Source organism: Leucobacter chromiiresistens (assembly GCF_900102345.1).
GTDB lineage: Bacteria > Actinomycetota > Actinomycetes > Actinomycetales > Microbacteriaceae > Leucobacter > Leucobacter chromiiresistens.
On sequence record NZ_FNKB01000001.1, the window covers coordinates 2,223,938 to 2,235,684 of the forward strand.

Sequence of the window (11,747 nt, forward strand, 5' to 3'; positions counted from 1 at the left end):
CTCGGTGAACAGTTGTCCGCTTCAGTCTATGGCGCGACCCTTCGCCGCGGTGGGAAAAGGCGGCGCACGTCGCCCGACGCCGCCGCCCTGTTCGCCGCCCGCTAAATCCGGTCGAGCTCCTCGGGCAGGCTGGCCTCCGTGCCGGGCACGCCGCGCACTTCCGCCTCCTTGTCGGCCATCGCCAGCAGTCGTCGGATCCTGCCCGCAACCGCATCCTTGGTGAGCGGCGGATCGGCACGGGCGCCGAGGTCGTCGAGGCTCGCCTCGCGATGCGTCAGCCGGAGCTCCCCCGCGTAGCGCAGATGCTCGGGGATGCTGTCGCCGAGGATCTCCATGGCGCGTTCGACGCGAGCGCACGCCGCGACCGAGGCCTGCGCGGATCGGCGCAGGTTCGCGTCGTCGAAGTTGACGAGACGGTTCGCGGTGGCTCGCGTCTCCCGTGCGCGACGCAGCTCGTCCCAGCTGGTGCGGGCCTGCTGCGCGCCCATGAGGCCGAGCATCTCGCTGATGGCCTCGCTGTCGCGGATGAGCACCTTGTGCTGCCCGCGGATCTCGCGGCTCTTCGCGTCGACGCCGATGCGGCCGGCCGCTCCGACGAGCGCCATCGCGACCTCGTTGCTCGGGCAGACGATCTCGAGGTTCGCCGATCGCCCGGGGGCGGTCAGGCCGCCGCGGGCGAGGAACCCGCCGCGCCAGATGGCTGCGAGCTCCGCCGGCGCGCCGGTGGTGAGTCGGTTCGGCAGGCCGCGGATCTGGCGGCGGCGCTGGTCGAGGAGGCCGAGCTGACGGGCGAGGGTTTCCCCGTCGAGCACGCGGACGAGGAACTGGGGAGCGCCCGGGCGGGTGCTCGACGGGGGCAGCTGCTTCGCATCCGAGCGGATGCCGTACAGCTCGGCGAGATCCTTGCGCACCCGCTGCACGATCTGCGGGGTGTGGAGCTCGGCTTCCAGGGCGATACGGCCGGAGATGGTGTGCAGCCCGCCTGCAAGACGGAGGATCGTCGCGACCTCTGCGATGCGTTCGCCGGTGCTCTGCACCGGGAATCGCACGAGTTCGCTCTTGACCTCGGGGGTAGACAGCACGAATGGATCCTTTCGGAGAGGGTGTTTCAGTGAATCGGCCGACGCGCGAGGCGTCGACTACTCGCGACCGAGGTCGCGGTGACGCAGGCTCACGCTGACGCCGGGGAGCCCGGCGAGACGATCGGCGAGCTCTCGGGCGGTGGCCACCGAGCGGTGCTTGCCGCCGGTGCATCCTACCGCGAGCGACGCATGCCGTTTGTTCTCGCGCTGGAACCCGGCGAGCACCGGAGTGAGCGCGGCGACGTAGTGGTCGAGGAACTCGGCTGCGCCTTCGCGGCCGAGCACGTACTCCTTCACTTCGGGGTCGACGCCCGTCAGTGCGCGGAGCTCGGGCTCCCAGAACGGGTTCGGGAGGAAGCGCATGTCGACCATGAGATCGACATCGGTGGGCGCCCCGTACTTGAAGCCGAAACTCGACACCGAGAGCTGCAGCCCGGGAGTGTTGTCGTCGGAGAACAGCTCGCGGGTCGCCGTCGACAGGTCGTGCACGTTGTACCGGGAGGTGTCGATGACGACGTCGCACGATGCCCGCAGCTCCTGCAACCGCTCGCGCTCGAGGCGGATGCCCTCGAGCAGGCTGCGATCGTCGCCCTGCAGCGGGTGCGGGCGGCGCACGGATTCGTAGCGCCGCACGAGGATCTCGTCGGTGGCGTCGAGGAACACGACGCGCACGGTCGCGTTGTCGCGCAGCTCGTCGACGGTCGCCTGGATGTCGGCGAACAGATCGCGCCCCCGCACGTCGACCACCGCGACGATGCGCGGCAGCGCGCCGCCCGAGCGGTCCGCCATGTCGGCGAGCGTCTTCAGCATGGGCAGCGGGAGGTTGTCGACGACGTACCAGCCCAGATCCTCGAGCGTGTTCGCGACGGTGCTGCGGCCGGCTCCGGACATTCCCGTGACGATGAGAATCTCCTGCTGGGATGCCGCGTCGTTCATGCGCCGAGTTCCTCTCCCTGCTTCGCTTCCACCTGAGCCTCTAGCTTAGCGCCCGCCTCGGAGTCCGATTGCAGATGGGCGAGGATCTGCTCCCCCAGTTTCGGTCCCACTCCGGGCGCCGCGGCGAGCTCCGCGAGCGAGGCGGCGCGGAGACGCGCGACGGAGCCGAAGTACTTGAGGAGCGCCTGCACGCGTTTGGGGCCGAGCCCCGGAATCTCGGAGAGGCGGCTCGAGATCGACGTGCTCCGCCGCTGTCGCTGGAAGGTGATCGCGAAGCGGTGCGCTTCGTCGCGCACGCGCTGCACGAGGAAGAGGGCCTCGCTCGTGCGCGGCAGGATCACGGGGAACGGATCGCCGGGCAGCCAGATCTCCTCGAGGCGCTTCGCGATGCCGCAGAGCGCGATGTCGGTGATGCCGGCCTCGCTCAGCGCGCGCGCGGCGGCCTTCACCTGCGGCTCGCCGCCATCCACGATGAGCAGCTGCGGGCGATCGCGGTAGACGCCCGTCGGCTGCTCCCCCGCCTCCCGGGCGGCGTTCAGCTGGGCGGCGCGACGCGAGACGACCTGATGGATGGAGTCGGTGTCGTCGGTGGTCTGCTCGATGCGGTACTTGCGGTAGGCGCCCTTCGCGGGGAGTCCGTCCTCGAACACCACCAGCGAGGCGACCACGCCGGTTCCCTGCAGATGAGACACGTCGATGCACTCGATCCGCAGCGGGGCCTCGTCCATGCCGAGCGCCCGCTGCAGCTCCGCCAGGGCGTCCGTTCGGGCGGTGAGATCCGCCGCCCGCTTGAGCTTGTGGCGGATCAGGTGCTCACCCGCATTCCTCATCGCACGGTCCATCAGCTGCACCTTGTCGCCGCGCTCGGGAATGCGCACGCGCACGCGCCCCCGCCGCGGACGCCGGGCGCCGAGGGCCTCCTCGAGCGCCGCCGCGTTGGCGGGGAGCTGCGGAACGAGGATCTGGGGCGGCGGCTCGCGCTCGCCCTCGTACGCCGACTGCAGCACCTGCTCGAGCAGCGTCTCCGGGGAGTCGTCGAGCTCGACGTCGACGATCCAGCTGCGTTCGCCGCGGATCCGCCCGCCGCGGATGATGAACTGGTGGGCGGCGGCGGCGAGCTCGTCCGACCGAAGCCCGAACACGTCGAGGTTGACGTCGAGGCCGAGCACCACCGCGTTCTTCTCCATGACGTGCTCCACCGCCTGCGCCTGGTCGCGCAGACGAGCCGCGTCCTCGTAGCGCTGGTCGGCCGCGGCTTCGCGCATCGCGCGCTGCAGCGCCTTGAGGTGGCTGGTGTCGCTGCCGCCGAGGAACGAGACCAGTTCGCCGACGCGCGCGCGATGCTCCTCGATGGTGAGCTTCTGCGAGCACGGTCCGCTGCACCGACCGATCTGACCGGCCAGGCAGGGTTTGCCCGAACTCATCGCGCGCTGATAGTCGGCGTCGTTGCACGTGCGGATGGGGAACGCCTGCTGCAGCAGGGCGGTCGTCTCGCGCAGGGCCCACACCTTCGGGTAAGGGCCGAAGTAGCGCGCACCGCGGATGCGCTCGTTGCGGGTGATGACGAGGCGGGGCGCCTCCTCGCGCAGGGTCACCGCGAGATAGGGGTACGTCTTGTCGTCCTTGAACTGCACGTTGAAGGGCGGCTTGTACTCGGTGATCCACGTGTGCTCGAGCACGAGCGATTCGGTGTCGGTCGCGACGACCGTCCAATCGAGCTTCGCCGCGATCGACAGCATCGTGCGGGTGCGCGGCATGAGCGAGTGCATCGGCTGGAAGTAGTTCGCGAGGCGCGCCCGCAGGTTCTTGGCCTTGCCGATGTAGAGCACTCGCCCGTGCCGGTCGCTAAAGCGGTACACGCCCGGCGAGGTGGGGATCTCCCCCTGCGCCGGGCGGAAGGACGCGCGATGATCCGTGGCGTTCAAGCGGACGCTTTCGCCCGACCGTTCAGCACCTCGTTGAGGAACTGACCGGTGTGACTGCCCTCCGCGTCGACCAGCTGCTCGGGGGTGCCCTCGGCGATGATCATGCCGCCGCCGGAGCCGCCCTCGGGGCCGAGGTCGATCACCCAGTCGGCGCTGCGGATCACGTCGAGATTGTGCTCGATGGTGATGACGGTGTTGCCCTTGTCGACGAGCCCGTTGAGCACCAGCAGCAGCTTGCGCACGTCCTCGAAGTGCAGACCGGTGGTGGGCTCGTCGAGCACGTAGATGCTGCGCCCGTTCGAGCGCTTCTGCAGTTCGGTCGCCAGCTTCACGCGCTGCGCCTCGCCTCCCGAGAGGGTCGTCGCGCTCTGCCCGAGGCGCACGTAGCCGAGACCGACGTCCACCAGCGTCTTCATGTAGCGGTGGATCGACGAGATCGGTTCGAAGAACTGCTCGGCCTCGGCGATCGGCATCTCGAGCACCTCCGAGATGTTCTTGCCCTTGTACCGCACCTGCAGCGTCTCGCGGTTGTACCGCGAACCGCCGCACACCTCGCAGGCCACGTACACGTCGGGCAGGAAGTTCATCTCGATCTTCAGGGTGCCGTCGCCGGAGCACGCCTCGCAGCGGCCGCCCTTCACGTTGAAGCTGAAGCGCCCCGGGAGATAGCCGCGGGTCTTCGCCTCCTGGGTCTCCGCGAACAGGTTGCGGATCTTGTCGAACACGCCCGTGTACGTCGCCGGATTCGAGCGGGGCGTGCGGCCGATCGGCGCCTGATCGACGTGCACCACCTTGTCGAGGTGCTCCAGCCCGGTGACGCGCGTGTGCTTGCCCGGCACGAGTCGCGCACCGTTGAGCTGATTGGCGAGTACGCGGTACAGGATGTCGTTGACGAGCGTCGACTTGCCCGAGCCGGAGACGCCGGTCACGGCGGTCATCACTCCGAGCGGGAACGTCGCGTCGACGTTGCGCAGGTTGTTCGAGCGCGCGCCCACGACCTTCAGCTCGCGCTTGCGGTCGCGCTTGCGCCGGCGCTTCGGGGTCTCGATGCTGCGACGACCGGCGAGGTAGTCGCCGGTCAGCGATTCGCGGTTGCGCAGCAGTTCGTCGTAGTGACCGGAGTGCACGACCGTGCCGCCCTCGACGCCCGCGCCGGGGCCGATGTCGACGATCCAGTCGGCGGCCTCGATCGTCTCCTCGTCGTGCTCGACGACGATGAGGGTGTTGCCGAGGTCGCGCAGCTTGATGAGCGTCTCGATGAGCCGGCGGTTGTCGCGCTGATGGAGCCCGATGCTCGGCTCGTCGAGCACGTAGAGCACTCCGGTGAGCCCGGAGCCGATCTGCGTCGCGAGGCGGATGCGCTGCGCCTCTCCGCCTGACAGCGTTCCGGCTGCGCGCGCGAGTGTGAGGTACCCGAGGCCCACCTCGATGAGGAAGTCGAACCGCAGCCGGATCTCGCGCAGCACCTGCGCGGCGATCTTCGCCTCGCGCTCCGTGAGCTCGACGTCGTCGAAGAACCCCTTCGCATCGAGCAGGCTGTACTCGCCGACCGCGGCGATCGAGCGGCCGTTCACGGTCACCGCGAGCACTTCGGGCTTGAGTCGCTGGCCGTTGCAGGCGCTGCAGGGCACCTCGCGGAGGAACTCCGACCAGCGATCCCGCTTCGCGTCCGACTCCGCCTCCGCGTACTGGCGCTCGATGAACGGGATCACGCCCTCGAAGCCCGACGAGTACTTCACCTCGCGGCCGAAGCGGTTGCGCCAGCGCACGTTGACCTTGAAGTCGTTGCCGTAGAGCACGGCCTGCTGCACCGATTCCGGCAGGTCCGACCACGACGACTTCAGCGAGAACCCGAGATCGTCGGAGAGGCCCACCAGCAGCTTCTCGTAGTACTGGTAGAGGCTCTTGCCCTGGCTCGTCCACGGGACGATGACGCCCTCGGCGATCGAGAGCTCGGGGTCTCCGAGCACGAGATCCTCGTCCACCGACATGCTCGTGCCGAGGCCCGAGCACACGGGGCACGCGCCGAACGGGGCGTTGAAGGAGAAGGTGCGCGGCTCGATCTCGGTGAGCTGGACGGGGTGCTGGTTCGGGCAGGAGAGCTGCTCCGAGAACTGCTGCACGCGGTCCTCCGCCTTCGCGTCGCGATCGACGAAGTCGACGGCGACGATGCCGCCGGCGAGGCGCAGCGCCGTCTCGAGCGAGTCGGTGAGCCTGCCGAGGATCTCGGGGCCCGCGACGAGCCGGTCGATCACGACCGAGATGTCGTGCTTCACCTGCTTCTTGAGCTTCGGCGGTTCGGAGAGCTGGATCATGTCGCCGTCCACGATCGCGCGCGAGTAGCCGCTCGCGGCGAGATCCTGGAAGAGATCGACGAACTCCCCCTTCTTCTTGCTGACGACGGGGGCGAGCACCTGGTAGCGCGTGCGCTCCTCGAGGCCCATCAGCCGATCGGCGATCTGCTGCACGGTCTGCGCCTCGATACGCTCGCCGCAGACGGCGCAGTGCGGCACCCCGACGCGCGCCCAGAGGAGGCGCATGTAGTCGTAGATCTCGGTGATCGTGCCGACCGTCGACCGCGGGTTGCGGTTCGTCGACTTCTGGTCGATGGAGACCGCCGGGCTGAGCCCTTCGATGAAGTCGACGTCGGGCCGGTCGACCTGCCCGAGGAACTGTCGCGCGTAGGCGCTGAGCGACTCGACGTATCGGCGCTGCCCCTCGGCGAAGATCGTGTCGAACGCGAGGCTCGACTTCCCGCTTCCGGAGAGCCCGGTGAAGACGACCATCGAGTCGCGCGGAATCGCGAGGTCGACGTTCTGCAGGTTGTGCACGCGGGCGCCCTGGACGCTGATCTGGGCGTGCGCTGCGGAGGATCGAATGGGGGTGGAGTGCTTCGAAGTCACCGGCTCATTCTACGCGGTGCGCACCGGGAATTCGAACATACCTACGACGCTTTCGCCATGAGCGCATCCCGGTGCCGAGTATTTTCGGGTACTATTGACGAAAGGATACGAAAGGTTCAGCCATGTCGATCGCGCACCTCGCCCCCGCCGCAGCGGACCGCCCCCGTCAGCCGGCCGGCGCCGCCCGGGCCCGCCTGCTCGATCTCGTCACGCATCTCGACGCCGAGCGGGTCGACTCGGCGGAGGCCCTGCTCTCGACCCTCCTCGCGCACCAGCACGCGGACACGCGCACGCTGACGGAGACCGAGGTCTCGGCACTGGCGCGCCTCGGGGTGTCGGAGGAGGGGCTGCGGAAGCCCGATGCGCTGCGGGCCACCGCGCAGGGGCTGCTCGCCGATCGCGCGCTCGCCGAACGCAGCGCAACGGTCGCCGAAGCGGCGGAGCTGCTCGGTGTGACCCCCGCTCGCGTGCGCCAGCGCTGCGCGGCGGGCACGCTCCTCGCGCAGCGCCGGAGCGATGGTTGGCACCTCCCGCGCTTCCAGTTCCCGGAGGACCGGGAGGTTCCGGGATGGGCGACCGTCGCGGCCGCGATTCCTCATGGCACCCCGCTGCTGTTCGCGGAACGCGTGCTGACGTCGCCGTCGCCCGCTCTGGCGAGCGACGGCGAGGAGCTCGCTCCGTTCGAGTGGCTGGCGCAGGGCGGCGATCCGGCGGCGGCGGCGGCGGCCGTCGACGACGCACTCCACCGGCTCCCGTGAGCGAGTTCCTGCCGCCGCCCGATGCGGCCGCGTTCCCCGATCTCGAGCGCGACGCCGGCTGGGTGCGCGAGGTGCCGCCTGGAACCGCGCTGGCGCGCATCTTCCGCGCCGGGGGCCCGCACCCGGCGGCGTGGCACTCCTTCCGCACCTACGGACCCCTCGATGCGCGGTTCGACCCGCACCCCGAGCCGCCCGGCGATGCGCCGGGCGACGGCGTGCTCTACGCGGTGCTCGAGCAGGCCGACGTCGTGCAGGACACGGCCTCGGCGTTCGCCGCCTGCATGCTCGAAGTGTTCCAGGCGACGCGCATCGTTCGCCGCACGAGCGGCGCCCCGACGCTCGCCGTGTTCGAGAGCACCCGCGCCCTGCGGCTGCTCGACCTCAGCGACAGCGATTGGGTGGCGGTCGCCGGGGGCAATGGAGCGATCTCCTCGGGCGATCGCATGGCGTCGCGCGCCTGGGCCCGCGCGATCCGCACGAGGTACCCGAGCCTCGACGGCGTGATCTCCGCATCCTCGGTCGTGCCCTCGGCGCGGGTGGTCGCGCTGTGGAGCCCCGCGATGGACGTGCTGCCGCAGCACCCGCTGGCGCAGCTCCGCCTCGATCGCGACGAGCTCACCGGCGCGATCAACCGCATCGCGGAGCGCTACGGCTACGTAGTGCTTCCCTAGCGCAATGGTCCCCGCCGGGTTCCGTGCGGGTGCGGTTCGCGGCGGCGCGTTCCGGTCCGATTCGTGCAAGACAGCCGGGCCGTGGGCGACGTAGCCTGTCCCCATGAACCTGAATCCGCACCTGACGTTCGACTTCATCGGCATCGTGACCGCCGATCTCGGTCGCTCCCTCGCCTTCTACCGATCCCTCGGCATCGCCATCCCGGACGGGCTGGATGACGCTCCCCACGTCGAGGTCGTGCTGCCGCGCGGCCTGAAGCTCGCGTGGGATCCGGTCTCCACCATCGAGAGCTTCTCCCCCGGGTTCTCGCTCCCCTCGGGCGAGGGCCGCATCGGATTCGCGTGCAGCGCGGCGTCGCCCACCGATATCGATGCGGCATACTCCGCCCTCGTCGAGCGCGATCCGGCCGCGGCGCATACGGCGCCCTGGGACGCCCCCTGGGGCCAGCGGTACGCAACGGTGCGGGATCCCGATGGCAACACCGTCGACATCTACGCCCCGCTCTCGGCGTCGCCCGACTCGGAGCGCCCGCCGGTCTGACGGGAGCGCAGGTACGCGGCTGGCGACTCGCCGTTGAGACGCGCGAACTCCCGCGTGAAGTGCGACTGGTCGCTGTAGCCCGCCTGTTCGGCGACGAGCGCGAGCGCCGCGCCGGAGTGCATTGCGGCCCGAGCGCGCAGACCGCGACGGAGGCGCCGCAGCGCTGCATAGCCGTAGCCGAATTCGGCGAGCATCTTGCGGTGCAGGTGCCGCTCCGACCAGCCGAGCCGGAACGCGATGGCGCCGAGCGACTCCGCACGATCGGCTGCCCGCAGCACCATTCGCGCCCAGCCCTCCGATGAGCACGCGATCGGCCCGGCCGCACCGGTCGCCCGCGCGATGGCGTGCACGCGATCGTCGTCGGCGACCCGCGCGCTCGTGCCGGCCGGCGTGCTCCGCCCGCCCGCGATCCGACCGGTCGCGTGCGCGCTCGACCGGGAGGCGATCGCGCGGAGCGCGGCGGCGACGCGTCTTGCGACGGCGGCGTCGACTGCATCCGCTGCGGGGACGAGGACGTCGCGCAGGTCTGCGACGGGTCGCCGGAGAGCAGCCGCGGCGGTTCCCGGCGCGAACCGGAGGCCGACGGTCGGCCCGTGAAGATCGAGTTGCGTGCGCATCCACGTCGTCGACGGTCCGGCGACGTGCAGTTCGTCTCCGCGCAGCACGAAGTCGGCGCAGCCGTCCGCGGGGACGATGGTGGACCGCAGGTCCAGCGGCGCCCCCGGCGCGAGCGCCGCCGGCGCCGCGGGCTGCTCGACGCGCCAGAGCACGCCGAGCCCCGCGACCACGCGCTCCGTGTACATGAGGCCTACAGGTGGCCCGCTTGGTCCATGCTGCGCAGCTCGCGTTTGATCTCCGACAGCTCGTCGCGCAGTCGCGCCGCGAGCTCGAACTTCAGCTCTTCCGCTGCGGCGAGCATCTGGTCGGTGAGGTCGCTGATGAGCTCCTCGAGCTTCGCCGCGCCCTCTCCGGCGATCGCGCCTGCGCGCGCGGCGGCTTTGCCCTTGGCTCGCTGCGGCGAGGGGCTCTTGCGCTGCGCGTGGGCTCCGGAGCGCGACAGGATGTCCTCGGAATCAGCCGCTTCCCGATTCAGCATCGCGGTGATGTCGCCGATCTTCTTGCGGAGCGGTTGCGGGTCGATGCCGCGCTCCTGGTTGTAGGCGACCTGGATCTCGCGACGTCGGGTCGTCTCGTCGATGGCCTCGCGCATCGACCGGGTGACCGTATCGGCGTACATGTGCACCTGGCCGGAGACGTTTCGCGCGGCGCGGCCGATGGTCTGGATGAGCGACGTGCTCGATCGGAGGAAGCCCTCCTTGTCGGCGTCGAGGATCGACACCAGCGAGACCTCGGGCAGATCCAGGCCCTCGCGCAGCAGGTTGATGCCGATGAGCACGTCGTAGACGCCGGCGCGCAGCTCGGTGAGCAGTTCGACGCGTCGCAGCGTGTCGACGTCGGAGTGGAGGTAGCGCACGCGCACGCCCGCCTCCTCCATGAACGTGGTGAGCTGCTCGGCCATCTTCTTGGTGAGCGTCGTGACGAGCACGCGCTCGTCCCGCTCGGCGCGCACCCGCACCTCCTCGAGCAGGTCGTCGATCTGACCCTCGCTCGGCTTGATGACGATCTCGGGGTCGACGAGCCCGGTGGGGCGGATGATCTGCTCGACCACGCCGTCCGCCAGCTCGAGCTCGTACTTGCCGGGGGTCGCCGAGAGGTAGACCGTCTGGCCGACGCGCTCCTTGAACTCGCTGAACTTCAGCGGGCGGTTGTCGAGCGCGCTCGGCAGGCGGAAGCCGTGGTCGACGAGCGTGCGCTTGCGCGAGGCGTCGCCCTCGAACATGGCGCCGATCTGCGGCACCGTGACGTGCGACTCGTCGATGACCACGAGGAAGTCGTCGGGGAAGTAGTCGAGCAGGCAGTGCGGCGCCTCGCCCGGCCGTCGGCCGTCCATGTGCATCGAGTAGTTCTCGATGCCGGAGCAGAACCCGATCTGCTCCATCATCTCGAGGTCGAAGGTGGTGCGCATGCGGAGCCGCTGCTCCTCGACCAGCTTGTTCTGCTGCTTCAGCTCGCGGGTGCGGCTCTCGAGCTCGTTCGTGATCTGCCCCATCGCGCGGTGCATCACGTCGCGGCTCGCCACGTAGTGGGAGCCGGGGAACACCGAGACCGTGTCGACCTGCTTGATCACCTCGCCGGTGAGCGGGTGGAGGTAGTAGAGCGCCTCGATCTCGTCGCCGAAGAACTCGATGCGCACCGCGAGCTCCTCGTACATGGGGATGATCTCGACCGTGTCGCCGCGCACGCGGAAGTTGCCGCGCACGAACTCGATGTCGTTGCGCTGATACTGCATGTCGACGAACCGTCGCAGCAGCACGTCGCGATCGAGCCGATCGCCGACGGCGAGCGGAACCATCGCCTCGTAGTACTCCTCGGGCTTTCCCAGACCGTAGATGCAGGAGACGGTCGAGACGACGATGGTGTCGCGTCGGCTCAGCAGCGCATTGGTCGTCGAGTGGCGGAGCCGCTCGACCTCCGCGTTCACCGACGAGTCCTTCTCGATGAAGGTGTCGGTCTGCGGCACGTAGGCCTCGGGCTGGTAGTAGTCGTAATAGCTCACGAAGTACTCGACCGCGTTGTTCGGGAACAGCTCGCGCAGCTCGCTCGCGAGCTGCGCGGCGAGCGTCTTGTTGTGGGCGAGCACGAGCGTGGGGCGCTGCACGGCCTCGATGAGCCACGCGGTGGTCGCCGACTTGCCGGTTCCCGTGGCGCCGAGCAGCACCACGTCGGTCTCACCGGCGTTGATCCGGCGGGTGAGCTCTTCGATCGCGACCGGCTGATCGCCGCTCGGCTCGAACTCGCTCACCACTTCGAATGGGCGGACGCTGCGGGTGGGTTCCATGCCTTCGAGAGTACTCGGCACCACCGACATTC

9 protein-coding genes are annotated in these 11,747 nt (G+C 69.7%); 3 read left to right on the top strand and 6 right to left on the bottom strand.

All coding sequences use genetic code 11. The annotated features are described in order from the left end of the window. Positions 1 to 101 precede the first annotated feature (101 nt). Genes whiA through uvrA form a run of 4 tightly spaced genes read right to left on the bottom strand, consistent with a single transcriptional unit; the run spans position 102 to position 6,846 of the window. Positions 102 to 1,082 (bottom strand): DNA-binding protein WhiA, encoded by a 981-nt coding sequence (whiA, locus tag BLT44_RS10135; protein WP_010157204.1) that lies wholly within the window; start codon positions 1,080 to 1,082, stop codon positions 102 to 104. 57 nt (positions 1,083 to 1,139) lie between these two features. Then, complete coding sequence (rapZ, locus tag BLT44_RS10140; RefSeq protein ID WP_010157203.1) at positions 1,140 to 2,018, bottom strand: RNase adapter RapZ; 879 nt, start codon at positions 2,016 to 2,018, stop codon at positions 1,140 to 1,142. Next, a complete protein-coding gene (gene uvrC, locus BLT44_RS10145; protein WP_040504983.1) occupies positions 2,015 to 3,943 on the bottom strand; it encodes an excinuclease ABC subunit UvrC in 1,929 nt (642 codons plus the stop codon). The genes rapZ and uvrC overlap by 4 nt, the downstream gene beginning before the upstream one ends. After that, the gene (gene uvrA, locus BLT44_RS10150) at positions 3,940 to 6,846 is read right to left on the bottom strand and encodes an excinuclease ABC subunit UvrA (protein ID WP_010157201.1); all 2,907 of its coding nucleotides are present in this window, start codon (positions 6,844 to 6,846) and stop codon (positions 3,940 to 3,942) included. The genes uvrC and uvrA overlap by 4 nt, the downstream gene beginning before the upstream one ends. A 122-nt stretch (positions 6,847 to 6,968) precedes the next feature. On the opposite strand from uvrA, the gene BLT44_RS10155 reads away from it, so the two are divergent. The 3 genes from BLT44_RS10155 to BLT44_RS10165 all read left to right on the top strand — a co-directional run bounded on the left by BLT44_RS10155 (position 6,969) and on the right by BLT44_RS10165 (position 8,816). Continuing rightward, on the top strand, positions 6,969 to 7,604 hold the full coding sequence (locus tag BLT44_RS10155; RefSeq protein ID WP_010157200.1) for a MerR family transcriptional regulator: 636 nt from the start codon (positions 6,969 to 6,971) through the stop codon (positions 7,602 to 7,604). After that, positions 7,601 to 8,275 (top strand): RES family NAD+ phosphorylase, encoded by a 675-nt coding sequence (locus BLT44_RS10160; RefSeq protein ID WP_010157199.1) that lies wholly within the window; start codon positions 7,601 to 7,603, stop codon positions 8,273 to 8,275. The genes BLT44_RS10155 and BLT44_RS10160 overlap by 4 nt, the downstream gene beginning before the upstream one ends. Positions 8,276 to 8,378: 103 nt before the next feature. Further along, on the top strand, positions 8,379 to 8,816 hold the full coding sequence (locus tag BLT44_RS10165) for a VOC family protein (protein WP_010157198.1): 438 nt from the start codon (positions 8,379 to 8,381) through the stop codon (positions 8,814 to 8,816). On the opposite strand, the gene BLT44_RS10170 is transcribed toward BLT44_RS10165, so the two are convergent. Both BLT44_RS10170 and uvrB read right to left on the bottom strand, forming a co-directional pair. After that, positions 8,768 to 9,619 (bottom strand): helix-turn-helix domain-containing protein, encoded by an 852-nt coding sequence (locus tag BLT44_RS10170; protein ID WP_074690181.1) that lies wholly within the window; start codon positions 9,617 to 9,619, stop codon positions 8,768 to 8,770. The two genes, BLT44_RS10165 and BLT44_RS10170, sit on opposite strands and share 49 nt — an antisense overlap. A gap of 5 nt (positions 9,620 to 9,624) precedes the next feature. Next, positions 9,625 to 11,715, bottom strand: coding sequence for an excinuclease ABC subunit UvrB (gene uvrB / locus BLT44_RS10175; protein WP_010157195.1), 2,091 nt, complete (start codon positions 11,713 to 11,715; stop codon positions 9,625 to 9,627). Positions 11,716 to 11,747 lie beyond the last annotated feature (32 nt).

What these genes read in the sequence shown, in the direction of transcription:
- uvrB (WP_010157195.1), bottom strand. Translation starts at nt 11,715, where the DNA reads ATGGAACCCACCCGCAGCGTCCGCCCATTCGAAGTGGTGAGCGAGTTC.
- rapZ (WP_010157203.1), bottom strand. Translation starts at nt 2,018, where the DNA reads ATGAACGACGCGGCATCCCAGCAGGAGATTCTCATCGTCACGGGAATG.
- BLT44_RS10170 (WP_074690181.1), bottom strand. Translation starts at nt 9,619, where the DNA reads ATGTACACGGAGCGCGTGGTCGCGGGGCTCGGCGTGCTCTGGCGCGTC.
- BLT44_RS10165 (WP_010157198.1), top strand. Translation starts at nt 8,379, where the DNA reads ATGAACCTGAATCCGCACCTGACGTTCGACTTCATCGGCATCGTGACC.
- BLT44_RS10155 (WP_010157200.1), top strand. Translation starts at nt 6,969, where the DNA reads ATGTCGATCGCGCACCTCGCCCCCGCCGCAGCGGACCGCCCCCGTCAG.